Consider the following 24,764-nt stretch of genomic DNA (forward strand, 5'->3'; position numbering starts at 1 on the left):
GGAGATAGCTGGTTCTCCCCGAAATAGTTTGAGGACTAGCGTCGCGTGTTAACCCTCGGGGGTAGAGCACTGACAGGGCTAGGGGTCTTACCAGATTACCGAACCCCATCAAACTCCGAATACCGAGGCGAACTGCGCGGCAGTCAGACCGTGGGGGATAAGCTCCATGGTCAAAAGGGAAACAGCCCAGATCAACAGCTAAGGTCCCGAATCGATGCTCAGTGGTAAAGGAAGTTTCGTCGCATAGACAACTAGGAGGTTGGCTCAGAAGCAGCCACCCTTGAAAGAGTGCGTAATAGCTCACTAGTCGAGTGATGGGGCGCCGAAAATATAACGGGGCTCAAGCATCGAACCGAAGCTTTGGGATCGGCCAATATACCGATGCCTCTGATTTAGGACAGATCGAGGAAGCGAGGGTCGAAGTGCACTTTGGTGCATGAGGTCCGAGCTGACGGCGATCTGGGCTAAACCAGGGGTATCGGAGGCTGATCGGTAGGGGAGCGTTGTGGTGTAGGCTGAAGCACGACCGCGAGGACGTGTGGACGAACCACAAGTGCGAATGCAGGTATAAGTAGCGAGAAATGCGAGTGAGAACCTCGCACGCCGGAAGTCTAAGGTTTCCTGAGCAACGTCAATCGTCTCAGGGTGAGTCGGGAGCTAAGCCGAGGCTGAGAAGCGTAGGCGATGCACAAGCAGTTCATATTCTGCTACCACCGACGACCGTTTAGACTTTGACGGACAGTGTTGAACGACCGTCGTTCCTAAAGCGCTGACTCGTTCAGCGCGAAGGATTTTCGTTCGGAACAAGGAGCGAGGAGCGAAGCGATCTCTACGATCGTGAGCGCCGAGTGACGATGTATCGGACGAAAAGACGAGCGCCTTCAGCATCGTCTGTCAAGGTCTATGAATTGATGGGGTGACGCAGGAGGATAGGTCAGCGCGCCGATGGATGTGCGCGTCTAAGCTGGTAGGCGGTATCGTAGGAAAATCCGCGATGCTAACGCCGAGAAGTGAATGCGAGGCTCTTCGGAGCCGAAGTGACTGACTCCACGCTGCCAAGAAAAGCCTCTAAATAGGATCGTAGGTGCCCGTACCGTACACCGACACAGGTAGACTGGCAGAGCATGCTAAGGCGACGGGAGAATCCCTGTTAAGGAACTCGGCAAATTGACCCCGTAACTTTGGGAGAAGGGGTGCCTCCTTCGGTCTAGGATTTACTCCGAAAGCTGAGGGGGGTGGCACAAAATAGGCCCAAGCGACTGTTTAACAAAAACACAGGTCTCTGCGAATGCGAAAGCAGACGTATAGGGGCTGACTCCTGCCCGGTGCTGGAAGGTTAAAGGGACGGGTTAGCGCAAGCGAAGCTCGGAACTGAAGCCCCAGTAAACGGCGGCGGTAACTATAACCGTCCTAAGGTAGCGAAATTCCTTGTCGGGTAAGTTCCGACCTGCACGAATGGAGTAACGACTTGGGCACTGTCTCAATGGGGATCCCGGCGAAATTGCAGTACCAGTGAAGATGCTGGTTACCCGCAGCAGGACGGAAAGACCCCGTGAAGCTTTACTGTATCCTGATCTTGGGTTTTGAGATTGTCTGTACAGGATAGGTGGGAGCCTATGAACCGAGGGCGTTAGCTCTCGGGGAGGCAACGTTGGGATACCACCCTGATGATCTTGGGATTCTAACTATCCGCCGTTATCCGGCGGGAGGACATGGTCAGGTGGGCAGTTTGACTGGGGCGGTCGCCTCCTAAAGAGTAACGGAGGCGCCCAAAGGTTCCCTCAGACTGGTTGGCAATCAGTCGTCGAGTGCAATGGCAAAAGGGAGCTTGACTGCGAGACCTACAAGTCGAGCAGGTGCGAAAGCAGGGCATAGTGATCCGGCGGTTGCGTGTGGAAGCGCCGTCGCTCAACGGATAAAAGGTACGCCGGGGATAACAGGCTCATCTTCCCCAAGAGTCCATATCGACGGGAAGGTTTGGCACCTCAATTTTGGGGTGTGGCGGCAGAAATGTCGTCAAAGCATCGGCTTATAACGGTGAAACCCAAAGCTGTCACAGGTCATCTGTACAGTGGGCAATACCGTGGGAAGTCTTTCGGAGGAGCAGCACTCCATCGTGATCGGCACCTTGCTAGGTGACGGCGCGATGCGCTGCAAGGCAAACGCTCTTCTCGAGGTTAATCACTCCGTCCATCAACGGACATATGTCGACTGGAAGTATCGCCATCTGGCGGATTTCGTATCGACAGCGCCAAGGCAGCGGCAGAGCAATGGGAGTAGGTTCGCGTATCGGTTTGTGACGCGGAGCCTCCCAGAGTTCACTCCCTACTACCGGTTGTTTTACCCCGACCGGCAGAAGGTGGCTCCAGTTGTGGAGCTAACGCCGTTGGCCTTGGCTGTCTGGTTTATGGACGACGGTTCCAGATCTCGAAGAGCCGTGTATCTGAATACCCAGCAGTTCGATGTGACGTGTCAGGAATTGCTGCTGTACCTCCTAGAGGATCAGTGGGGAATCCAGGGCACTCTAAATCGGGACAAGTGCTATCACCGAATTAGATTGTCGGTGATTGGAACGACCCGTTTTGTGGAGCTGATTGCTCCTCATGTCTTACCTGACTTCAGATACAAGCTTCCGTAATGACCCCGTAACGACTGAGGCCTTGTGCCGAGGTAGCGGTCACTTGGCGCCAAAGCGCCAAAATCTACGGCCGCTACAACACGCCGACCCCTCGCCCAGTTTGCCGGGCAGGGTGGAGATATAGTCTGCGCCACTGGAAACGGTGGATTACGCGCGATGTCGGCTCGTCGCATCCTGGGGCTGAAGCCGGTCCCAAGGGTTGGGCTGTTCGCCCATTAAAGCGGTACGCGAGCTGGGTTTAGAACGTCGTGAGACAGTTCGGTCCCTATCCGATGCAGCCGTAGGAGATCTGAGAAAGGCTGTCCCTAGTACGAGAGGACCGGGACGGACGTAGCTCTCGTGTGCCAGTTGTCCTGCCAAGGGCACGGCTGGTTTGCGACCTACGGGTGGGATAAGCGCTGAAGGCATCTAAGTGCGAAGCCCGTTTCGAGATGAGATCTCCCACAGGGTTAACCTGGTAAGGCCCGTGGCCAGACGACCACGTTGATAGGCCGGAGGTGTAAGCACAGCAATGTGTTCAGCCGACCGGTACTAATCGGCCGAGGGCTTGGAGACTTGCTCGTGCTCGCTCTGGAACGCTCGAGGGTTGCGGAAGGCCGCGCCCGACGTTCCGTTGTCAGGCGACCCTCCTGGGTCGCGGGACGGCGGACGAGCGCCAAGGTTTCCGGTGGCCATGGCGGCGGGGAAACACCCGTTCCCATTCCGAACACGGCAGTTAAGCCCGCCAGCGCCGATGGTACTTGGGGGGAGGCCCCCTGGGAGAGTAGGACGCCGCCGGGATTTCTCATGACGAAGGCCACCGCCTTGCGCGGTGGCCTTCGTCGCGTTCGGGGTCCGGGTGGCCGGGGAGCCAATGGCCTGGTCAGCGGGGTAGGTCGGTACTGCGTCGGTGCAACGTAGACTCTGCCGTGGACCAGAACCAGAGAGACCCCGATCAGCCCCCGCGGGAGAAGGTTGGCGATTCTCGGGGCGGTGGAGGGGTTCGCTCCGGGTCGGGGCGGCCTACCGGATCTCGGAGTGGTCGCCCTGGTGCTGGGTCCAACGGATCGCGGAGCGGTGGGCCTCGGGGAGGGTCAACGGGGAGCGGCGCCGGGCGCCGGAGTGCCGGAGCGGGGGCGGGCGACAGCAGCCGCGGCGGCTCGTGGCGGGAGGGATCGAGGGCTACGACGGGCGGGAGCCGCGGAGCGCCCGGCGAGTGGAAGAGGGACGACGGCCGCGGCGGCGGTGCCCCTCGGGGGCCAGCTCGACGTCCTGGGGACCCCGGCAGGCGGTCCGAGCCGAGCGAGAGGCGTTGGGAGCGGGACGGTGAGCGGCGGCCGGCTCAGGGAAGAGGCGAGCAGGGCGAGGGGGGTCGGTCGTTCGGGCGCCCGGGTTCGCCAGGTCGGCTGGACAGCCCTGCTCGGAGGGCCGGCAGAGCGGCAGAGCGCCCGTCGCCGGCATCACGCCAGGGTGGTCCGAGGAGCTCGGACCGCCCGAGGCGTGACGAGCGCGGTGGCGACCGGGCGTGGTCGTCGGACCGCCCGAGGACTTCGGACCGCCCCAGGACTTCGGACAGGCCCAGGACTTCGGACAGGCCCAGGACGTCGGACCGCCCGAGGACGTCGGACAGGCCCAGGACTTCGGACAGGCCCAGGACTTCGGACAGGACGTCGGACCGCCCGAGGCGTGACGACCGCGTTGGCCGGGGAGATCGTTCGGAGGGACCGGCCGGCCCGCGTCGGGGGCAGGGGGCACCCTCGGCCACCCGCCGGCCGCCGGCCGGCAAATGGCCGAGCCGGAGCGGGTCGGGTACAGATGATCCTCGCGCCGGTGCTCGCACCGGCGGGCGGGCACCGGCGCGTGGGCAACGCTCATCGGGCGCGTCCGGGGGCCGGTGGGAGGCGGGGGGCGACCGCGGGCCGTCGCGGGCCGACAGGGAGCACGGCGGTGGCTTCGGGGCCACCCGGGCTCCGGGCGGCCCTCGACGATCGGTGGGGGACCGCCCTCGCTTCGTGGAGCGGCCCTTGCCCGAGGCGGCCCAGCACTGGGGCGGTGTAGCCCGTCGGGGAGCACGACTGGTCCAAGCCGACGACCGGGACCAGAGCCGCGAGCGACCGGGTCCGTCGGCGCCGCCGCCGGCCCCCGACCGTTGGGTCAGGGCAGACGGTCACACCTCCGAATGGGCCGACCCGGTCCGTCGGCAGAAGGTGTCGGCCCGCCCCTCGCCGGGTGGCCGGGCGTCGCGGACGCAGCCGCTCCCCGCCGACGTGGCAGCCCAGGTTCGCAACGCGGCCGACGTGGCCACGGCACGCCATCGTGAGGTGTTGGTCGGCAAGATGGAGGACGCCGTCGCCGCCTACGACCGGGGGCGCTATCCCGAAGCGGCCCGGCTGGCCAAGCAGGTCGCGGACGAGGTGCCGACAGTGGCGGCGGTCCGCGAGCTGGCCGGGCTCTCGGCGTACCGGTCGGGCAGGTGGCGAGAGGCGATCCGTCACCTGACCGCCTTCGGGGCGATGAGCGACTCGGTGACCCATGTCCCGGCGCTGATGGACTGCCACCGAGCCGTTGGGCAACCCAGGCGCGTGGCGGACCTTTGGGCCGCCCTGCGCCACCAGTCGCCGGAGCCCGAGGTGCTGGCCGAGGCCCGGATCGTCGCCGCCGGAGCGCAGGCCGACCGGGGTGACCTTCTCGGAGCGATTGCCGTGCTGGCCACCGCCGGCGCCGCCAAATCACTTCGCAACCCTGCGGATCGGCACGTTCGGCAGTGGTACGCGCTCGGTGATCTGTACGAGCGCGCCGGCGATCTTCCCCGGGCCCGTGAGCTGTTCACCAGGGTGTTGCGGGTCGAGCCCGACGCCTACGACGTGGCCGATCGGCTCGAGGGCCTCGGACCCGACAGGCCCCGACGGAAGCGACGCGGAGGCCCTCCCGTGCCCAGATCGCTGAAGGACGCCGCTCCCGGGTCGACCGGTCCGACGGCGTCCCATCCGGCGTCCTCGCCCCCCGTCCCGGAGCCGCCCCCCGTCCCGGAGCCGCCCCACGCCACGGGTACCTCGCGTAACCCGGACGAGGCGTCCGGCCTGGCGTCACCGCCCTGTGAGGCGGTATCGGCGCCCAAGATCGCCGACCCGCTTGCAGCGTCCTAGGCTTGCGAGGATGGACCTTCAGCAACTTCTCGGGGACGAGGCGGACTCCCTGCTCGGTCACCAGAGCAAGGCGTTCCCGGCCGAGGGCCTCGTGCTCCCCGGGCCCGATCACATCGACCGCGTGCTCCGCGACTCAGATCGGACGCCGACGGTCCTCAGGAACTTCGGGTCGGTGTTCGCATCCGGGCGGCTGGGCGGAACGGGCTACCTGTCGATCCTCCCCGTGGACCAGGGGATCGAGCATTCGGCCGCGGCCAGCTTCTCCAAGAACCCGGCCTACTTCGATCCCGCGAATCTGGTCGAACTGGCGCTGGCGGGGGAGTGCAGCGCCATCGCCACCACCCTCGGGACCCTGGGAGCGGTTTCCCGCCGCTACGCCCACCGGATCCCGTTCATCGTGAAGCTCAACCACAACGACTTCCTGCACTATCCGAGCACCTACGACCAGATCCTCTTCGCATCGGCGCAACAGGCGGCCGATCTCGGGGCGGTGGGGGTCGGGGCGACCGTCTACTTCGGTTCCGAGCACTCCGACCGGCAGCTCCAGGAGGTGTCGCGGGCCTTCCGCGAAGCCCATCGGCTGGGCATGTTCACGGTGCTGTGGTGCTACCTGCGGAACCCGGCTTTCGTTGTTGACGGCACCGACTACCACGTCTCCGCGGATCTGACCGGGCAGGCGAACCACCTGGGGGTCACCATCGAGGCCGACCTGATCAAGCAGAAGCAGCCCGAGAACAACGGTGGGTACCCGGCGCTCCGGTTCGGGAAGACCGACCCCCTCGTGTACGACGAGCTCACCACCGACCACCCGATCGACCTCGCCAGGTGGCAGGTGGTCAACTGCTACGCGGGCCGGATCGGTCTCATCAACTCCGGGGGGGAGTCGAGGGGCGACAGCGACCTGGCCCAGGCCGTCCGGACCGCGGTGATCAACAAGCGGGCCGGGGGAACCGGCCTGATCGTCGGCCGCAAGGCCTTCCAGCGGCCGATGGACGAGGGTGCCGCCCTGATCCGTGCCGTCCAGGACGTCTTCCTCGACCCGACCGTCACCATCGCCTGACCCCGACACGGCCGCGGCACCTTGTGGGCCCCCCTTTTCCGGGGGGGAGCCGGTGGCAACTATGCTCGACGTCGAGCCGGAACAACCGGGCTCGGCGAACGGCCGAACGCGACGGTCCCGCTCGCCAGGGCAAGGCCTCGGGGGCGAACGACGTGGTATCGGTGTCCGTGTCCCCGGATGGCCGCGAGCACGAGATGAGGAAGCCCGTGACGACCGGGACGGAACCGAAGTCCGAGCAGCTCGATCGGGTGGTGATCCGGTTTGCCGGTGACTCCGGCGACGGGATGCAGCTGACCGGAGACCGGTTCACGGCGTCGAGCGCGCTGTTCGGCAACGACCTGTCGACCTTTCCCGACTTTCCCGCCGAGATCCGGGCGCCGGCCGGGACGCTCGCCGGCGTGTCGGCGTTTCAGGTGCACATCTCGGACCACGACATCCTGACTCCCGGCGACGCACCGAACGTGCTCGTCGCCATGAACCCGGCCGCTCTCCGTGCCAACGTCGATTCGTTGCCCACCGGGGCCATCCTCATCGTGAACAGCGACGCCTTCGAGGAACGGAACCTGGCCAAGGCCGGCTACGAGAAGGACCCTCTGAGCGACGGGTCGCTGAGCGCCTACAGCGTGTACGAGGTACCGATGACCACCATCACGCAACAGGTGTGCAAGGAGGCCGGGGTCAAGCCCCGGGACGCGGAGCGCTCCAAGAACTTCTTCGCTCTGGGTCTGGTCAGCTGGCTCTACACCCGCCCGGTGGAGCTGACGATCGAGTGGATCGCCAAACGGTTCGCCGATCGGCCCCAGGTGTCGGAGGCCAACACCCGGGCCTTTCGCGCCGGCTACGACTTCGGCGAGACGGCGGAGCTCTTCGAGTCGAGCTACGAGGTGCGACCCGCGACGTTCGAGAAGGGCGAGTATGTACAGGTCACGGGCAATTCGGCCCTGGCCTGGGGGCTGATCGCCGGGGCCCAGCAGGCCAGTCTCCCGCTGTTCCTCGGGAGCTACCCGATCACGCCGGCGTCCGACATCCTTCACGAGCTCTCGCGCCGCAAGGAGTTCGGCATACGAACCTTTCAGGCCGAGGACGAGATCGCCGGTGTCGGCGCGGCGCTCGGGGCCTCCTTCGGGGGGTCGCTCGGCGTGACGACGACCAGCGGGCCCGGGCTCGACCTCAAGTCCGAGACCATCGGCCTGGCCCTCAATCTCGAGTTGCCGTTGGTCATCGTCGACGTCCAACGGGGCGGGCCTTCGACGGGGCTTCCGACCAAGACCGAGCAGGCAGACCTGCTCTCCGCCATGTACGGTCGGCACGGCGAGGCGCCCGTGCCCATCATCGCTCCCAGGACGCCGTCGCAGTGCTTCGAAGCGGCGATCGAGGCGGTGCGCATCGCGGTGAAGTACCGGACGCCGGTGATCGTCCTCTCGGACGGGTACCTCGCCAACGGGGCGGAGCCTTGGCGGCTCCCGGACCTCGATTCGCTGCCGGTGATCGAGCCCGACTTCGCTTCCGAGCCGAACCACACCGACGACGACGGCTCGCCGGTCTTCTGGCCCTATGTCCGTGATCCCGAGACCCTGGCCCGTCCATGGGCCCCCCCGGGGGTCCCCGGGCTCGAGCACCGCATCGGCGGTCTGGAGAAGGCCGACGGTTCGGGCAACGTGTCCTACGACCCGGTCAATCACGAGCGGATGGTCCACCTGAGGGCGGCCAAGGTCGCCGGCATCGCCCGCGACATCCCTCCGATCGAGGTCGACGACCCCGACGGGAACGCCGAGGTGCTCGTGCTCGGGTGGGGGTCGACCTACGGGGCGATCGCCGCGGGCGCCCGACGGGTCCGGGCGCGTGGGCTCGACGTGGCCCACGCACACCTCTTCCATCTCAACCCGTTTCCCGCCGACCTGGGCGAGGTCCTGCGCCGGTACCCCAAGGTCCTGGTGCCGGAGGTGAACCTCGGCCAGCTCAGCCGGCTGGTTCGTGCGGAGTTCCTCGTCGACGCCCGGTCCCTGAACAAGATGCAGGGAGTGCCGTTCAGGGCGGCCGAGATCGAGACGGCGATCGTGACCCTGCTGCAAGGAGCCTGATGACCACCACCGCCATACCCGTGACCTCCCGCAAGGACTGGACCAGCGACCAAGAGGTCCGCTGGTGCCCAGGCTGCGGCGACTACTCGATCCTCGCCGCCGTGCAGATGCTCCTGCCCGATCTGGGCATCCGGCGGGAGAACACCGTGTTCCTCTCGGGGATCGGGTGTGCCGCCCGCTTCCCGTACTACATGAACACCTACGGGATGCACTCGATCCACGGGAGGGCACCGGCCATCGCCACCGGTCTGGCCGCCTCCCGCCCCGATCTCGACATCTGGGTGGTCACGGGCGACGGGGACGCGCTGTCGATCGGCGGCAACCACCTCATCCACGCCTTGCGCCGGAACATCCGCCTCAACATCCTGATGTTCAACAACCAGATCTACGGGCTGACGAAGGGCCAGTACTCGCCGACCTCCGAGGTGGCCAAGGTCACGAAGTCCACACCGTTCGGGTCCCTCGACGCCCCCTTCAACCCGGTGAGCCTGGCCCTGGGGGCCGAGGCGAGCTTCGTGGCGAGGACCCACGACATGGACCGCAAGCACATGCAGGAGGTCTTCCGCCGTGCCCACGAGCATGACGGCGCCGCCTTTGTGGAGGTGTACCAGAACTGCAACGTGTTCAATGACGGCGCGTTCGAGAAGATCACCGCCAGGGACGCGCGGGCCTCCATGTTGATCCCCCTCGCCCACGGGCAGCCGATCAGGTTCGGGGCCGAGGGCGAGCGCGGCGTCGTGCAGCGCTCGGACGGCCGGCTGGAGATCGTGGACGTTGCCGAGGTCGGCGAGGACGTGCTGCTGGTTCACGACGAGGCCCGGGACGATCCCGGGCTGGCCTTTGCGCTCTCGAGGCTGTCCCGGGGCCCCTACGAGCCGACGCCCGTCGGCGTGTTCCGGGCGGTGCCGCGGCTCGAGTACGGCTCGGAGATGTCGAGGCAGATCACGAGGGCCCAGGAGGCCCGGGGGGACGGGGACCTGGCCGCCCTGTTGCGGTCCGGGTCGAGCTGGATCGTCGACTGACGCGGCGCCGGACCGGCGCCCTGTTGAACCGGCGCCGCGGGTCGGTCAATCGTCGAGCGGGCGGAACACCATTCCCGTCCTGGGCTTCGGACTGAAGTAGGTCGTCTTCGGCGGCATCCGGCGCCGGGCGGCCGCCCACTCGGCAATCTGGGCCACGGTCACGGGGCGGAGGAAGACGGCAGCCTGGGCCTGCCCCTCGGTGACGGCGGCCACGGCCTCGTCCCAGGTGTGGCGGTGGGTGACCTCGGGCCCGGGCAGCTCGGGGAGCACGAGCTGCACCAGGCTCGAGTCGAGGTCACTGCCGGCGGCCTCGAAGGCCTCGGCCCTGGGCAGGAGCAGGTAGGCGTCGGTCGCGGTGACGAGGGCCATCGACTCGGCCAGGGTCAGGGCGCCCAGCGTCCGTTCGGTGGTCGGGCCGGCCCGGATGACGTCGAACCACTTCCCGAAGGCCGCCGGGATGTCGACCCCCTCACCCATGCCGCCGATCGTCCGGTGGATCGGGCCCACGGTCAACTGGTCCTCGGCGAGCTCGATCACCAGGGCCATCACCGCGTCGGAGCCGGCAGCTGCAGCATCGCCGGCCTCCTTCAGCTGGCGGCGGTACGCGAGGGCCGTCTCGTAGCGGTGATGGCCGTCGGCGATCACGACCGGGGCGCCCGAGAACGAAGAGCGCACCGCTTCGATCCGGTCCGGGTCGTCCATGACCCACAGCTGGTGGCGCACCCCGTCGTCGTCGAAGGCATCGCCCTGGGGCGCGCCCTCGGGTTGCAGGGTCGCCGAGAGCCCGGTGGCCATCGACAGGCCCCAGATCGGCGACAGGTTGGTCCGGGTGGCGCGGAGGAGATCGAGGCGATCGCTCCTCGGCTTGCTCATCGTCTCCTCGTGGGGGAGCACGTCGCCCGTTCCCGGCTCGGCCAGTCCGAGCGCACCGATCACGCCGATGGAGCTTCGGCCGTCCGGCGAGGTCATCCGGTACGGGTACAACGACGGTCTCCGGTCGGCCACCAGAAGCCCTGATCCTCGCCAGCGGCTCAGGAGGGTGCGCGCCACCTCGTAGCGGTCGAGGCGGGCGGCCAGGTCCGGCTCCGGGAGCTCCACCAGCACCGAGTTGGCCGGGTTGCGGCTGGCCAACCTCGTCCGCTCGGCCGACCCGATGACGTCGTAAGGGGGAGCGATGACCTCATTGAGACGGACCAACCGCGGGTCGTACCGCAGGCCCCTGAACGGATCGAGCACGGGCATGGGCCCACACTGGCACAACGCCGCCCCCACCGGACGGGAACCGTGAGACCAGCAGGTGCTCCGGCCCGCCCGTATGCTTGCCTCGTGCCCGACGGACGCCGGATCGACTCGGAGATGGTCGAACAGGACGGGCTCGACCGGTGGCTAACCGTGCCCAACGCGGTGACGGCGGTTCGATTGTTGTGTATCCCGCTGTTCCTCTGGCTGCTCTTCGGGGCCGGCCGCCAAACCATCGCAGCCATCGTGTTGGCGGTACTCGGGGTCACGGACTGGGTGGACGGCTTCATCGCCCGCCGCTTCCATCAGGTGTCGACGGTCGGCAAGGTGTTCGATCCCGCAGCCGACCGCATCCTGGTCGCCACCGGGGTCATCGCCGTGATGGTCCATGGCGCGGTTCCGGTGTGGTTCGGAGTCGCGACCCTGGCCCGGGAGGTGTTGGTGGGCGGGGCCGTCCTGCTGCTGGCGACGTTGGGGGCTTCGCGGATCGACGTGCTCTGGGTGGGCAAGGCCGGCACGTTCGGACTGATGTTCGCCTACCCGGCGTTCCTGTTGGCGGATGGGACGGCGGGCTGGCAGGCCCCGATCCACGTCGTCGCCTGGGTGACCGGGGGGATCGGTCTGGTGCTCGCCTGGGTGGCTCTGATCTCCTACATGGGACCGGCCCGGCGGGCTCTGGCAACCGGTCGAACCGGTCGAACCGGCTCCCGGGTCCCCGACAAGGCCGCTCCCCGGGTCCCCGACAACGCCGACAAGGCCGACAACGTGGCCGAGGTCGGCGCGTGAAGGCGGTCATCATGGCCGGAGGTGAGGGGACCCGGCTCCGGCCGCTCACGTCCAATCAGCCCAAGCCCATGCTGGCGATGGCCAATCGCCCGATGATGGAGCACGTCGTCCTGCTGCTCCGAGAGCACGGAATGACCGAGATCGTGGTGACGGTCGCCTTCATGGCGAACGCCATCCGCACCTACTTCGGGGATGGGTCCGAGCTGGGGGTCCGGATGGTCTACGCGACCGAGGAGACGCCACTCGGCACGGCCGGATCGGTCTTGAACGCCCGCGAGCAGCTCGACGAGAGGTTCATGGTGATCTCGGGCGATGTGCTGACCGACATCGACCTGAGCGCCGTCGTGGACTTCCACCAACGGAAGGGGGCGCTCGCCACCCTGGCCCTGTGCTCGGTGGAGAACCCGCTCGAGTTCGGGATCGTGATCACCCGGGAGGACGGGTCGATCGAGCGGTTCCTGGAGAAGCCGACTTGGGGCCAGGTGTTCAGCGACACGATCAACACCGGGATATATGTGCTGGAGCCGGAGATCTTCGACTACATCCCCGAGGGCCGGCCTGTCGACTTCTCGAGCGAGGTCTTCCCGGCCGTGCTCGAGGCCGGGCAGCCGATTTACGGCTACGTCGCCGACGGGTACTGGGAGGACGTCGGCACCACCGAGGCGTACCGAAAGGCTCACCAGGACATCCTCGATCAACGGGTGCGGGTGACGATCGAGGGCTTCGCCCTCCGGCCCGGCGTATGGCTCGGCAAGGGATCGACGGTCGAGCCGACCGCGGTCATCGACGGGCCGGCGGTCATCGGCGCCAACTGCTCCATCGGTCCCGGAGTGGTCCTCGGTGAGTACACGACCTTGGGTTCGAACGTGCGCGTCGGAGAGCGGGCGGAGGTGCGTCGCTCGGTGATCAGCGACAACGGCCATCTGGGACCCGGGGTTCGGGTGGAGGGTTCGGTGGTCGGGCGGTCCTGCGATCTCCGGTCCGGGGCCCGGTGCGAGCCCGGCGCGGTGCTGGGCGAAGGGTGCCTGATCGGCGCGCACGCCGAGATCAGGGCGGGCGTGAAGGTCTATCCGTTCAAGACGGTCGAGACCGGAGCGACGGTCAACTCCTCCATCGTGTGGGAGTCGATGGGATCGAGGCTGCTGTTCGGGCGCGAAGGGGTCCGAGGGATCGCCAACGTCGACATCAGCCCCGAGCTCGCCGTCCGCCTGTCGATGGCGTGGGCTTCGACGCTCGAGAAGAACGCGACGGTCACCGTGTCGCGAGACAGCAGCCGGACTGCCCGGATGCTCAAGAGGGCGATCATGGTCGGGTGCAATGCCGCCGGCGTCAACGTGGACGACCTCGAGATGGCGACGGTGCCGGTCACCCGCCACCAGGTGAGGAGCTCGCAGGCACCGGGGGGCGTGACGGTCCGGTTGGCTCCCGACGACCCCCAGTCGGTGATGATCCGGTTCTTCGACAGCGGTGGCCTCGACCTCCCCGAGACGGCCCAGCGCAAGATCGAACGCCTCTACCACCGCGAGGAGTTCCGGCGGGTCCTGGCCCGCGAGATCGGGGACATCTACTTCCCCGCGCGTGCGGTGGAGCACTACACGGCGGACCTGATCGCGGCGGTCGATCTCTCGAGGGCGCGGACCGCGGGCCTCAAGCTGGTCCTCGATCTCTCCTACGGCTCGGCCAGCTTCGTCATGCCGCAACTGCTGTCCAAGCTCGAGGCGGACGTGCTCGTGGTCAACCCCTACGCCCACACGCCGGGCATGATGGCCGTCGACCGGGCGGTGAACGCCGCCCGCGTGGCCGACATCGTGCGCGCCTCGGGCGCCCACCTGGGAGCGGTGGTCGACGCGGACTCCGAGTACCTCACGATCATCGACGACGAGGGGACGATCCTGTCGGACGACCAGTCGCTGCTGGTGCTCCTCCGCCTCGTCGTCGAGACGCAGAAGGATCCCAGGGTGGCCCTGCCGGTCGCCGTCTCACGAAGGGCCGAGCAGATCTGCGCCGAGGCGGGGGTGCCGGTCACCTTCACCAAGCTGTCCTCCTCCCACCTGATGGAGGTCGCAGCGAAGGGCGGGATCACGTTCGCCGCCAGCCAGTCGGGTGGCTTCCTCTTCCCGGAGTTCCTCCCGGCCTACGACGCGGCAGCGACGCTGGTGGAGCTGGTGGCGATGCTGTCGGCAACCGGGCAGACGCTCTCCGATCTGGTCAGGGCCCTCCCGCCGATGTACTTCGCCCACGAGTCCGTGCTCACCCCTTGGGAGCAGAAGGGGATGATCATGCGCACCCTGGTGGAGCAGCTCGGCGACCGCGACCTGGTGCTGGTCGACGGCGTGAAGGTGCCCGAGGAGGAGGGCTGGGCGCTCGTCGTCCCCGATCCCGAGGAACCCCTCACTCACATCTGGGCCGAGGGTCCGAGCGAAGCCGGGGCCCGGTCCCTGGCGCAGCAGTACGCGGTCCGCTTGCGCCAGCTCCTGCGCTGAGGCACCCGACGGCATGGAGCCGGGCATCCCGGCACCCGACGGCATGGAGCCGGGCGTCCCGGCACCCGACGGCATGGAGCCGGGCGTCCCGGTCGGATATCGTCCCAGGGCATGAACGTTCCCGACGGCCTGCGCTATTCGACGGATCACGAATGGGCCCGGCTCGACGGCGGCCGGGTCCGGGTCGGCATCACCGACTACGCACAGGACGCGCTGGGCGACGTCGTGTTCGTCGACCTGCCCTCGGTGGGGACCCAGGTCGCCCCCGGTGAGCCCCTCGGTGAGGTCGAGTCCACCAAGTCGGTGTCGGAGATCTACGCACCGGTCGCCGGCCGGGTGGTCAGCGTGAACTCGGACCTGTCGGGTTCCCCCGAGCACATGAACAGCGATCCCTACGGGGAGGGCTGGATCTGCGAGATCGAGCTCGACGACCCTGACGGCCTGCGCTCGCTCCTCGGCCCCGAGGCATACCGGGCGCTGACCGAGACCTGAGCACGGGCGGATCCGAGCTGCGGGCGGAAGGAAGGTGAGCGCCCGGAGCGGTATGTCGAAAGACCCGGCACGGCGGCAAAGGGCCCGGTCGGGCCCGTTCCCGGTCGCCGGACGCCCCCTTCGGGCGCGATCAGGGGAGACGGGCCAGACGGACGGACTACCGTGAAGGGAGTGTTCTGCCATAACTGCGGGCATCGGAATCCTGCCGGGGTCAACTTCTGCTCCTCCTGTGGCGCCGCCCTCGCGGTGGGGGGCCCCGACTCGACCATCACGTTGCAGGCGGTCGACGACCACGGCGAGACGGCCGACGAGGAGGCGTCCGTCCCTCTGGCCGGGCTGCCCCTCGGTACCGGGGTCCTGCTGGTGAAGCGAGGCCCGAACGTCGGCGCCCGATACGTGCTCGACGGTGATGTCACCCAGGCCGGCCGCCACCCGGAGAGCGATATCTTCCTCGACGACGTGACCGTGTCGCGCCGGCATGCAGAGCTTCACCGGCGCATGGACGGGAAGGTGGAGATCCGGGACGTGGGCTCGCTCAATGGCACCTATGTGAACCGCGAGCGCACAGAGGTGGCCGTGCTCGCCGCCGGCGACGAGGTGCAGATCGGCAAGTTCAAGTTGGTCTTCCTCGTCGCGGAAGACCGGTGAGGGCCGGACCTGGCAGACTGGGCGTTCACAACCGGCGGCATGCGGTGGCGATCGGTTCGGGTGAGGGTCGGGGCGAGGGAGATCGATGGTGAGCAGCCGCACACATCTGTCGATCGGTGACGTGCTCACGCTGTTGCGTGAGGAGTTCCCCGACGTCACCATCTCGAAGATCCGCTTCCTCGAGAGCCAGGGCCTGGTCAACCCCGAGCGGTCCCCTTCGGGGTACCGGAAGTTCTTCGAGCGCGATGTCGAGCGCCTCCGCTGGGTTCTTCGCCAGCAACGAGAGCACTTCCTTCCGCTGAAGGTCATCCGGGACCGGCTGATCGAGAGCGGCGGCGGCGTGCCGGCGGACGAGGACAGTGCAGAAGCCCTTCCGGCAGCGGAGCCGGCGGTGCCCGAGGAGGGCCGGAGCATCACGGCGGGGGTCTTGGCCAACGGGGCGACCGAGCACCTGGCGACGGGCCTCAGGGTGCCCGAGCCGGCGCTGCTCCTCTCGCAGGGAGTCGGGCACCACCCCGGCGGGGCAGGAGCGGGCGAGCGATCGGCGACCGGGCGACCGGGCAGCCGGGCGGCAGGGGGGCAGGAACCGATCTCGGCCAGGGGGGAGGACGGTCGCCAGGAGGCGGCGTTGATCCGGGAGGCGGTCCGCGACGCGCTCCCGGGGCTTTCGCCGCCGAGCTCGCCGCCGGGGCCGGGGGGTGAACCGCGCGCACCGCAAACGCCGGTGGCGAAGCGGGCTCCCGTTTCGGCCGCCGCCCCGGTGGAGGTCGTCGGTGGGGAGACCTCCGGTTCCGGGAAACGATCGCAAGCGGTCGCCGCCTCCCGCCCGGGAGCGGGTAGGGCGGTCGATGCGGGGCCGCGGGGTGGTCAGCCGGTGGCCCACGGCACCGGCCCGGACGCCGGGGGAACCGCCACGGGTGCGGGCGGCCCGGCGGCGGGGGAGCCCGACCTGCCTTCGGCTCCCGATCCCCGTACCGCACCATCCTCCCGGCAGGGTCGTCCCGCCGCCGGTCAGGGATGGTCGGTCGAGGCCGGGTCGTCCTCGGAGGATCCCTCAGGGGAGGAGCCCGGTGTCCCCTTCGACCTGTCGTCGGGAGTGAGCGGGGCGAGCCTCACGATGGAGGAGCTCTGCGCCGCCACCGATCTGACCGCCTCCGACATCGCCTCCTTGGAGGCCTTCGGCCTGATCGAGACGATGACCGTCGCCGGCACCACCTATTACGACGAGTCCGCCCTGGCGGTGGCGAACCTCGTCTCAGGGTTCGGTCGGTACGGGATCGAGCCCCGGCACCTCCGCCTCTACCGGAACGCCGTCGAGCGGGAGTCGGGCCTGATCGAGCAGGTCGTGGCCCCGCTGCTCCGCCAGCGGAACCCGGAGTCGCGTCAGCGGGCGGCGGAAGCGGCCGCCGACCTGGGCAAGCTCGGGCAGAGCCTGAGGTCGGCCCTGCTCCGCAAGGAGCTCCGGCGGCTGATCGGTTGACGGACGGTTCGGCCCGCCGGCCGGCGGGCCGGGTCCGGAGCGATCCGTGGGTGGGCCGTTCGGGCTGGTCCCGTGCCTGGTTCGGGCACCGGTAGGCGCACACGAAGTCGGCAGCGCTACATTTCTTCCATGGTCGAAGTCCGGCTCCGGGCTGTCCGGGTAGACCTCCAGTCCAATACCCCGGTGCTGCTCCTGCAGGAGACCGAGGGCGAGGGCCGGACGCTTCCCATCTTCATCGGCACCGCCGAGGCGACGGCGATCGCCTATGCGCTTCAGGGGGTGGACATGCCGAGGCCGATGACCCACGATCTCCTGAGGGACGTGTTCGGCGCGCTCGACGTGGAGGTCGAGCGGGTGGTGATCACCGAGTTGCGGGCGGCGACGTACTACGCCGAGCTGCACCTGCGGCGCGAGGCGCAGCGGTCGGTGGTGTCGAGCCGGCCGTCGGACGCGGTGGCGGTCGCCGTCCGGACCGGCAGCCCGCTCTACGTCTCGGACGAATTGATGGATGCCGAGGGCATCCTGCTGGCCCTCGAGAACGGCGAGGACGAGGAAGACGCCAGTCCCGAGGAGCTGGTGGGACAATTCCGCCAATTCCTCGACTCGATCAAGCCAGAAGACTTCGGCCTGTGAGCTCGCCGCGGCGAGCGGCGCCCCCGGGCAGTCGCCGGCCGGGCAGCCGCCGGATCGCGATGGGGTTCATGTTGGCGGCGGTCGGGGTGGCCCTGACCGCTTGCTCTTCCCCGTCGGCGAGCCCGTCGGGGACCACGAGCACCAGACCGCCGGGTCCGACCACCACCGCGCCGTCCGGCACGACGAGCACCACGGGAGCCGGCACGACCACCACGGGCTCGTCGACCTGCCAGGTGGCGCAGCTCCACATGGTCCCCCAGCAGGGGAGCGGGGCCGCCGGCACCATCGAGATGTCCGTCAACCTGACCAACCAGGCCGGCACCACCTGCACCCTCTTCGGCTATCCGGGGATGCAGCTGTTGGACGGGTCGGGCAACAACCTCCCGACGAACGTCGTCAGGGGTGGCGGGCCGCAGTTCGGGGTGCCCGGGGCCGACCAGGCCCCGACCACCGTGGTGCTGGCTCCCCAGCAGACGGCGGCGTTCAGTCTCAGCTACTCGGACGTCCCCGTAGGGACGGAGACCACCTGTCCCACGTCGACGAACGCCCTGATCACGCCCCCCGGTGATTTCGTTCCGGCCACGGTGGCCCTGGCGGTCGCCCCTTGCGGCGGGGGGACGATCCACGTCTCGCCGGTTTACGCCACTTCATAGTGGGGGCGGTGCGTCGCGTGGCCACGGTCGCGCCGTTCGGGAGGTGGGATTCGCCCTTGGGCGCCGAAGAGGCAGCCGCGGGCCGGGCCCGGCGCGCCGGTTTGGCCAGCGACGGGACGTTCCTCTACTGGCTCGAGAGCCGGCCGGCGGAGGGAGGCAGGACCGCGTGCGACCGGGCGAGACCCGGTGAGCGACCCGAGGAGGTCTCCCCCCGCGGTGCCGACGTCCGCAGCCGGGTGCACGAGTACGGGGGAGGGGCGTTCTGCCTCGTCCCTCCGAGCGGGGGGCGGCCCCCGGCGATCGGGTACGTCGACCTCGGCGACCAGCGGGTCCGATTGCACCGGATCGACGGCCCCGGGGACCGGGACCCGATGGGTCCCGGCGGTGAGGCCCTGACCGCCGAAGCGCCCTCCGGAGAGCGGTGGAGCCATGGCGATCTGAGGGCCACCGATGATGGCAGCCTCGTCCTGGCGGTCCGCGAGCGCCTCGCTGCCGGCGGCAGGGCCAGGCGCGCCATCGTGGGGCTCCACCCGGGCGAGCCGGGACGTGTCTCGGTCCTCGTGGAGGTCCCTGACTTCGTGGCGGCGCCCCGACCCGACGCAGGTGGCCACCGGCTGGCCTGGGTCCGCTGGGCCCATCCGGACATGCCGTGGACGTCCTCGGAGCTGTGGGTCGGGGATCTCGTCCGAGGAGCGGACGGTCCCGAGATCGGGTCGGCACGCAAGCTGGCCGGGGGAGCCGGGGTATCGGTGGGACAGCCGACCTGGGCGGCGGACGGGTTCCTCGTGTTCGCCAGTGACGCAGGGGGGTGGTGGCAGCCCTGGGGCTGGCGCCCGGGGACGCTTCCCGCCCGCCTGTGCGGGGAGCCTGCCGAGTTCCACGCCCCGGACTGGGCGTTGGGCCAGTCGACGATGGTTCCGTTGGAGGATGGTCGGATCCTGTGCCGGTGGCGCTCCCTGGGAACCGATCGGATCGGACTGCTCGACCCGGCCAGCGGTCGGCTCGAGACCGTCACCCAGCCGGCGGTGTCGATCGGCGCCGTGTGCGCACACGGCGCCGGCGCCGCATGGCTGGGTGATTCCCCGTTCGCCCCCGCGTCGATCTGGTGGTGCCCCGATCCTTCCGGACGGGCCCGTCGCGCCGATTCCCGTCGCGCCGATTCCCGTCGGGTCGACTCGCCTGTGGCCGTCGCCAGGGTGACGGCGGCTCCCGCCGCACCCTTGGAACGGCGGGACGTCTCGGTGGGGGAGCCGTTCTCCTTCCGCAACCGCTCCGGTGAGCTCGTGCACGGGCTCTTCCACCCGCCGCTCCTGCACGGGGTGGAGGGACCGGAGGGAGAGCTCCCGCCCCTCGTCGTGCGGTGCCACGGAGGCCCGACCGGGTCCGCCGAGGCGGGGTTCGACGTGGTGGTGCAGTTCCTCACCACCCGGGGGTTCGCCGTCGCGGACGTGGACTACGGCGGAAGCACCGGCTACGGGCGCGCCTACCGCGAGCGGCTGCACCGCCGGTGGGGCGTGGTCGACGTTGACGACTGCACCGACGCGGCGGTCCACCTGGCCGGGAAGGGCCTGGTGGACGGCCGGCGCATGGCAATCCGGGGGAGCAGCGCCGGTGGTCTGACCGCCCTGATGGCCCTGGCGCGCTCGGACTGCTTCGCCGCCGCGGTGAGCTGGTACGGGGTAACCGATCTGCGGGCTCTGGCCGCCTCGACCCATGACTTCGAGTCGCGCTACACCGACTGGCTCGTCGGCTCGCTGCCCGCAGCGGGTGAGGAGTACGACCAACGCTCCCCGCGGTATCAGGTGGAGCGGATGAGCGGGGCCGTCCTGTTGTTGCAGGGGACGGAGGATCCGATCGTCCCACTCGACCAGGCCGCGTCCATGGCGGAGGCCCTCCGGCGCCGGGGGGCCCGTTGCGAGCTGCTCACCTTCGCCGGCGAGGGGCACGGTTTCCGGCGGGCGGAGACGGTTGCCCGGTGCCTCCGGGCGGAGCACGAGTTCTACCTGAAGGAATTGGTCGGTCCCGCTCGTTGAGTGGGCGGTAGGATGCTCCGCGGCGAGGATGTCCGCTTGCAGCCAGCCGGGCTCGACCGTGAAGAAGCCGTGGAGAGCAGCGAGGTGCGAGAGCTGACCAGCAGGGTGGGAGGTTCGGGCACCAGGGTCCAGGGGCTCCGGGACCGGATCGTCACCCGGGTCTCCCTCTGGCGCCCCGAAGCGGGTGACGCGGTGCTGTACGCCGGTTCGGCCCTGTTCGCCGAGTTCACCGCCCGGTTCTCCTCCATCTCCCTCTACCGGCAATGGGGCGAGCTGGCACTCGGCCCGTACCTGCTGGCTGCCCTGATCTCCGCTCTGTCGGCCCGGGCTCACCGCAACCGTGCCGGGGCGGAACGGGATGCCCGGCTCGCCGGGGAGCCCGTTCCGCCCCGGACTCCGGGCGCTACCGCGGGAACCCGCCAGTGGGGTCCCGTCCGGATCTGGGTCTTCGTCTTCGCGTTGGTCGGGGCCACCGTCCTCCCGCTCTCGCTGGAGGTGGCGTGGCGGGCTCAGGGGAACCCCACGGCGCACGTGCAGCCCGAGGCCGTCGTCGTCGAGCAGGCGGCCCATCGCGCCGCGAACGGCCACGACCCCTACCGGCTGATCACCAGCCACGGCCGGGTGGTGGTTCCCACCCCACCCGGTCAGCCGACGTCCGAGAGCTTCTTCCCGTACCTGCCGCTCATGACCCTGTTCGGCTTGCCGAGCAGCACCAAGGAGCCGATCGCCCTCACCGACTCCCGCATCTTCTTCAGCATGGTGACGATGCTCGTGGTCGTCGGGGCCCTGGTCATGTCCCGCGGTCCGAACGAGCCCAAGGTGCGAACCCTGCAAGTGCTGACGGTGCTCCCGACGGCGGCGCTGCCCCTCGCCACCGGGGGCGACGACATGCCGGTCGTCGCCTTCCTCCTGCTGGCCATGGTGCTCGCCCAGAGGCGACGACCGGGGTGGTCGGGGTTCGTGCTCGGCGTTGCCTCCTCGATGAAGTTCACCGCCTGGCCGCTCGCCGCGCTGGCGTTGTTCGCCGCCCGCGACGCCCAAGGTCGGCGAGCCCCCGGACGCATGGCCCTGGGAATGCTCGTCGTCGCCGGCCCCGTGGTGGCCCCCTTCGTGCTGCGGAACCCCCAGGCATTCGTGGAGAACGTCATCCTGTTCCCGCTCGGTCTGTCCGGGGTGAGCTCTCCGGCCGCCAGCGCGTTGCCGGGCCACGTCCTGGTCGGCATCTTCCCGTCCCTCCACCGGATCCTGCCCGTCGCCGTGGGCGTTGTGGGCAGTTCCGTGCTCGTCGCACGCCTCCTGCGCCGGACGCCGTCCACGGCGGCTCAGGTGACGGCGCTGGCCGGCTGGGTGATGCTCGTCGCCTTCTTGCTGGCCCCCGCCACACGGGTCGGGTACCTGCTCTACCCGCTCAACTTCTTCGTCTGGAGCCACCTGCTGCGCGAGCCCGAGCGCGAGCCCGAGCCGGAGCGGTCCCTGCTCGCAGCGGTTGCCGTTCCGGTCACCTCGTCGGCCTGAGCCCGGCCGGTCGGGCCCCGTCGGCCTGAGCCCGGCCGGTCGGGCCCCGACGGCATGGGCCCCGACGGCATGGGCCCCGACGGCATGGGCCCCGACGGCATGGGCCCCGACGGCATGGGCCCCGACGGCATGGGCCCCGACGGCATGGGCCCCGCGATCCGATCACCGGCGCGTGCCGAGACCTCGTCCCGTTCTCACTGCTGGTCGGAGATCTGAAAGAGGCGGATGGTGAACCGGGTCGTGTTCGCGGCCCCGGACGGGCCCGCCGACGACGTGGTTCCTGCCGTGCCGAAGGTGGTCGGTGCGACGAGGGCCCCGATCTCCCAGTACCAACCGTCGTCGCCGGCCTGCTTGGCCAGCACCTCCACGGTCCCGGGCTTGTTGACGGCCGGGCCCGTGCTGAACACGCCCCAGTTCTGCGCCGGCAGCTCGGCGCGGAAGAAACCGATCACCGCCGATTGGGACGCGTCGACCGCCAGCACGACCTCCTCGTCGTACTGGCCGCTCCCGGCCGCGCCGCGCCCGGAGGCAACGAGGACGGTCCCGGCGGGAACGTACAAGGATCGCACGATGTTGGTGGGGGGCGACCCCGGGCTCACGATGCCGGCCAGCAGGTGCCCGGCTGGGACGGCAAGCAGCGAGGACCCCTTCACCCTGGTCGGCGATGCCGACACGGCCGGACCTTTCCGGGCGGTGCTCCCGCTGCCGGTGACCACCGCGATGACGGCGAACAGGACCAGGATCAGGGCACCGAGCCCGAGCACCACCATGGCGGGGCGCAGGCCCGGCCCCGATCGCGGCGGAGGCTGGGGGACCGGTCGGGCCGACGGTCCCTCCTGCGGTGAAATTGTCGTGTCGACCAGGTCCATCTGCTGCAAGCCTAGGGCCGGGCCGCACCGGGTCCGGATCGGTCCGCCGACCAGCCGAAGTGGTCGATGGGGCCGTGTCCCGAGCCGAGATGCCAGCCCGCGGCACCGGCCAGGGCTGCCGCGACGTAGTCCTTGGCGGCACGGATGGCGGCGATGTGCCCGTCGCCGAGGGCGAGCCCGGCGGCGATGGCGGCCGACAACGAGCAGCCGGTGCCGTGGTCGTTGGCGGTCGCCACGCGACCACCCTCGAGCACGACCACCCCGTCGGGACCGGCGATCACGTCGGGCGAGGCCGGCCCGGCCGCACGGCGGTCCCTCCCGTCGGGCCCGGGGACCCGGGCCGCTTGTGCCGCGGCGAGGTGGCCGCCCTTCACGACGACCGTGGTCGCGCCGAGTGCCCGGATCTCCTCGGCAGCATCGATCATCGCCTCGACGGTCGCGAGCTCGGAGACCGGTCGTCCGGTCAGCACCGCCGCCTCCCGGAGATTCGGGGTCGCCACCTCGGCGCAGGGCAGGAGCAGCTCGCGGAAGGCGGTGACACCGCCCTCGTCTGTCAGGAGGTGACCGGTCGAGGAGACGAGTACCGGATCGACGGTCAGGTTCGGGAGCCGCCCGGCGGCGGCCATCGCGGCGATCGCAGCGACGATCTCCGACGTGGCCAGCATGCCGGTCTTCACGCCGGCGACCGGTAGGTCCGCCAGCACGGCGTCGATCTGGGCCACGACGAAGGCCGGCTCGAGTGCCACCACGCCGGTGACGGCGGTCGTGTTCTGGGCGGTGACTGCGGTAACGGCGCTCGCCCCGTGGACCCGGTGGGCGGCGAAGGTCTTGAGGTCCGCTTGGAGGCCGGCGCCACCGCTCGAGTCGGACCCGGCGATGGTGAGCACGACGACAGGGGTCACCGCGGAAGCCTATCGACGCGCCGGGGGTTCCGGGCACGCCCCGGTTAGGCTTGGATCGATGACGGCACCCCGATCCCCAGGGTTCCCGGGGGCGCCGGAAGGACGGACGAGGTGAACGCCGAACCGGCGGGTGCCGAACCGACGGGTGCGGAACCGACTGCCGGGGACCGGTCCGTCGACGAGCTGGCCATCGCCGGCCGGCGGCTCGGGTCGCGCCTGGTGATGGGGACGGGAGGAATGGTCAGCCTCGCGGTCCTCCAGGAGGCGCTGGTCGCGTCGGGAACGGCGATGGCGACCGTCGCGGTACGGCGCGTCGACCCGGGCGCCCGCGGCTCGCTGCTCGATCTGTTCGAGCGCCTGGCCATCAGCGTCCTGCCGAACACCGCCGGCTGTCGCACCGCGTCCGAGGCGGTGCTGACCGCGAAGCTGGCCCGTGAGGCGTTCGGCACCGACTGGGTGAAGCTGGAGGTCATCGGGGACGACCGGACGCTGCTGCCCGACCCCGTCGAGCTGTTGGTCGCGGCCGAGCAGCTGGCCGAGGACGGCTTCGTCGTCCTGCCGTACACCAGCGACGATCCTGTACTGGCTCGGAGGCTCGAGCAAGCGGGCTGTGCCGCCGTGATGCCCCTCGGCTCGCCGATAGGGAGCGGGCTCGGCATCCGGAACCCCCACAATCTGGCGCTCCTGCGCGAGTCGGTCGACGTGCCGGTGATCCTCGACGCCGGCGTGGGGGTCCCTTCCGACGTGGCCCAGGCCATGGAGCTCGGGTGCGACGGGGTCCTGGTGGCCTCCGCGGTCAACCGGGCCCATGATCCCGCCACCATGGCCGCTGCCATGTGTCTGGCGGTGCGGGCAGGACGACTGGCGCGGTTGGCGGGCCGGATCCCGATGCGGTTCCACGCCGAGCCGTCCAGCCCGGCCGAGGGGCGGCCCGACTTCGGCGCGGGCGCACCGGCAACCGGGCGAACCGGCTGACCCGTCCGTCTCGCTCGGTCGACCAGAAGAATCTTTGGCTAGCCTAAGTCCTGATGAATGACGGACCTTTGGTGGGGCGGGACATCGGCAGCCGACCGGCGACCGGTGCAGGGGCCCGGTAGCAGCGCGG

Annotated in this window: 18 protein-coding genes, 2 rRNA genes and 1 pseudogene (1 of these 21 running past the window's edge); 17 read left to right on the forward strand and 4 right to left on the reverse strand. The window is 69.3% G+C overall.

Features of this window, described 5'->3' with window-relative positions:
- From VMV82_02160 to VMV82_02190, 7 genes are all read left to right on the forward strand, one after another.
- Positions 1-3,190: ribosomal RNA gene (locus tag VMV82_02160) — 23S ribosomal RNA — on the forward strand; it begins 888 nt to the left of the window's first position.
- A gap of 111 nt (positions 3,191-3,301) precedes the next feature.
- A 5S ribosomal RNA gene (gene rrf / locus VMV82_02165) occupies positions 3,302-3,418 on the forward strand.
- Between the two features lie 724 nt (positions 3,419-4,142).
- Positions 4,143-4,307, forward strand: a complete 165-nt coding sequence (locus tag VMV82_02170; protein ID HUY40356.1) for a hypothetical protein — start codon at positions 4,143-4,145, stop codon at positions 4,305-4,307.
- 577 nt (positions 4,308-4,884) lie between these two features.
- On the forward strand, positions 4,885-5,763 hold the full coding sequence (locus VMV82_02175; GenBank protein HUY40357.1) for a tetratricopeptide repeat protein: 879 nt from the start codon (positions 4,885-4,887) through the stop codon (positions 5,761-5,763).
- 10 nt (positions 5,764-5,773) lie between these two features.
- Positions 5,774-6,823, forward strand: a complete 1,050-nt coding sequence (locus VMV82_02180; GenBank protein HUY40358.1) for a class I fructose-bisphosphate aldolase — start codon at positions 5,774-5,776, stop codon at positions 6,821-6,823.
- A 206-nt stretch (positions 6,824-7,029) separates the two neighbouring features.
- Positions 7,030-8,904, forward strand: a complete 1,875-nt coding sequence (locus tag VMV82_02185) for a 2-oxoacid:acceptor oxidoreductase subunit alpha (protein ID HUY40359.1) — start codon at positions 7,030-7,032, stop codon at positions 8,902-8,904.
- Positions 8,904-9,926, forward strand: coding sequence for a 2-oxoacid:ferredoxin oxidoreductase subunit beta (locus tag VMV82_02190; GenBank protein ID HUY40360.1), 1,023 nt, complete (start codon positions 8,904-8,906; stop codon positions 9,924-9,926). The genes VMV82_02185 and VMV82_02190 overlap by 1 nt, the downstream gene beginning before the upstream one ends.
- A gap of 45 nt (positions 9,927-9,971) precedes the next feature.
- Here the strand turns inward: VMV82_02190 and VMV82_02195 are convergent, their stop codons facing one another.
- Positions 9,972-11,168: a DUF1015 domain-containing protein gene (locus tag VMV82_02195; GenBank protein HUY40361.1), complete on the reverse strand. Its 1,197-nt coding sequence runs from the start codon at positions 11,166-11,168 to the stop codon at positions 9,972-9,974.
- An 84-nt stretch (positions 11,169-11,252) separates the two neighbouring features.
- Between VMV82_02195 and VMV82_02200 the strand changes: the two genes are divergently transcribed.
- From VMV82_02200 to VMV82_02225, 6 genes and pseudogenes are all read left to right on the forward strand, one after another.
- Positions 11,253-11,951 (forward strand): CDP-alcohol phosphatidyltransferase family protein, encoded by a 699-nt coding sequence (locus tag VMV82_02200; protein ID HUY40362.1) that lies wholly within the window; start codon positions 11,253-11,255, stop codon positions 11,949-11,951.
- Positions 11,948-14,434, forward strand: a complete 2,487-nt coding sequence (locus VMV82_02205) for a sugar phosphate nucleotidyltransferase (GenBank protein ID HUY40363.1) — start codon at positions 11,948-11,950, stop codon at positions 14,432-14,434. The genes VMV82_02200 and VMV82_02205 overlap by 4 nt, the downstream gene beginning before the upstream one ends.
- 111 nt (positions 14,435-14,545) lie before the next feature.
- Positions 14,546-14,926, forward strand: a complete 381-nt coding sequence (gene gcvH, locus VMV82_02210) for a glycine cleavage system protein GcvH (GenBank protein HUY40364.1) — start codon at positions 14,546-14,548, stop codon at positions 14,924-14,926.
- Between the two features lie 162 nt (positions 14,927-15,088).
- Positions 15,089-15,574 carry an FHA domain-containing protein gene (locus VMV82_02215; protein ID HUY40365.1) on the forward strand — a complete coding sequence of 162 codons (486 nt, stop codon included), beginning with the start codon at positions 15,089-15,091 and terminating at the stop codon, positions 15,572-15,574.
- 85 nt (positions 15,575-15,659) lie between these two features.
- A pseudogene (locus tag VMV82_02220) lies at positions 15,660-15,896 on the forward strand (MerR family transcriptional regulator).
- 1,287 nt (positions 15,897-17,183) lie between these two features.
- Entirely contained in the window at positions 17,184-17,687 is a 504-nt protein-coding gene (locus tag VMV82_02225; protein ID HUY40366.1) for a bifunctional nuclease family protein, read from the forward strand.
- Here VMV82_02225 and VMV82_02230 read toward each other — a convergent pair.
- Positions 17,662-17,937, reverse strand: coding sequence for a hypothetical protein (locus VMV82_02230; GenBank protein ID HUY40367.1), 276 nt, complete (start codon positions 17,935-17,937; stop codon positions 17,662-17,664). The genes VMV82_02225 and VMV82_02230 overlap by 26 nt on opposite strands.
- Between VMV82_02230 and VMV82_02235 the strand changes: the two genes are divergently transcribed.
- The 3 genes from VMV82_02235 to VMV82_02245 all read left to right on the forward strand — a co-directional run bounded on the left by VMV82_02235 (position 17,936) and on the right by VMV82_02245 (position 21,888).
- Positions 17,936-18,340, forward strand: coding sequence for a DUF4232 domain-containing protein (locus VMV82_02235; GenBank protein HUY40368.1), 405 nt, complete (start codon positions 17,936-17,938; stop codon positions 18,338-18,340). The two genes, VMV82_02230 and VMV82_02235, sit on opposite strands and share 2 nt — an antisense overlap.
- A gap of 335 nt (positions 18,341-18,675) precedes the next feature.
- Positions 18,676-20,373: a prolyl oligopeptidase family serine peptidase gene (locus VMV82_02240; GenBank protein HUY40369.1), complete on the forward strand. Its 1,698-nt coding sequence runs from the start codon at positions 18,676-18,678 to the stop codon at positions 20,371-20,373.
- Between the two features lie 12 nt (positions 20,374-20,385).
- Positions 20,386-21,888 (forward strand): glycosyltransferase 87 family protein, encoded by a 1,503-nt coding sequence (locus VMV82_02245; protein HUY40370.1) that lies wholly within the window; start codon positions 20,386-20,388, stop codon positions 21,886-21,888.
- 194 nt (positions 21,889-22,082) lie between these two features.
- Here the strand turns inward: VMV82_02245 and VMV82_02250 are convergent, their stop codons facing one another.
- A complete protein-coding gene (locus VMV82_02250) occupies positions 22,083-22,757 on the reverse strand; it encodes a hypothetical protein (GenBank protein ID HUY40371.1) in 675 nt (224 codons plus the stop codon).
- 11 nt (positions 22,758-22,768) lie between these two features.
- Positions 22,769-23,659: a bifunctional hydroxymethylpyrimidine kinase/phosphomethylpyrimidine kinase gene (thiD, locus tag VMV82_02255; protein ID HUY40372.1), complete on the reverse strand. Its 891-nt coding sequence runs from the start codon at positions 23,657-23,659 to the stop codon at positions 22,769-22,771.
- A 183-nt stretch (positions 23,660-23,842) separates the two neighbouring features.
- On the opposite strand from thiD, the gene VMV82_02260 reads away from it, so the two are divergent.
- Positions 23,843-24,634 carry a thiazole synthase gene (locus tag VMV82_02260; protein HUY40373.1) on the forward strand — a complete coding sequence of 264 codons (792 nt, stop codon included), beginning with the start codon at positions 23,843-23,845 and terminating at the stop codon, positions 24,632-24,634.
- Positions 24,635-24,764 lie beyond the last annotated feature (130 nt).

This window comes from Candidatus Dormiibacterota bacterium (assembly GCA_035532035.1).
Classification (GTDB): Bacteria; Vulcanimicrobiota; Vulcanimicrobiia; order Vulcanimicrobiales; family Vulcanimicrobiaceae; genus Tyrphobacter.

What these genes read in the sequence shown, in the direction of transcription:
- VMV82_02180 (HUY40358.1), top strand. Translation starts at nt 5,774, where the DNA reads ATGGACCTTCAGCAACTTCTCGGGGACGAGGCGGACTCCCTGCTCGGT.
- VMV82_02190 (HUY40360.1), top strand. Translation starts at nt 8,904, where the DNA reads ATGACCACCACCGCCATACCCGTGACCTCCCGCAAGGACTGGACCAGC.
- VMV82_02195 (HUY40361.1), bottom strand. Translation starts at nt 11,168, where the DNA reads ATGCCCGTGCTCGATCCGTTCAGGGGCCTGCGGTACGACCCGCGGTTG.
- gcvH (HUY40364.1), top strand. Translation starts at nt 14,546, where the DNA reads ATGAACGTTCCCGACGGCCTGCGCTATTCGACGGATCACGAATGGGCC.
- VMV82_02225 (HUY40366.1), top strand. Translation starts at nt 17,184, where the DNA reads ATGGTCGAAGTCCGGCTCCGGGCTGTCCGGGTAGACCTCCAGTCCAAT.
- VMV82_02235 (HUY40368.1), top strand. Translation starts at nt 17,936, where the DNA reads ATGGTCCCCCAGCAGGGGAGCGGGGCCGCCGGCACCATCGAGATGTCC.
- VMV82_02230 (HUY40367.1), bottom strand. Translation starts at nt 17,937, where the DNA reads ATGTGGAGCTGCGCCACCTGGCAGGTCGACGAGCCCGTGGTGGTCGTG.
- VMV82_02245 (HUY40370.1), top strand. Translation starts at nt 20,386, where the DNA reads ATGCTCCGCGGCGAGGATGTCCGCTTGCAGCCAGCCGGGCTCGACCGT.
- VMV82_02250 (HUY40371.1), bottom strand. Translation starts at nt 22,757, where the DNA reads ATGGACCTGGTCGACACGACAATTTCACCGCAGGAGGGACCGTCGGCC.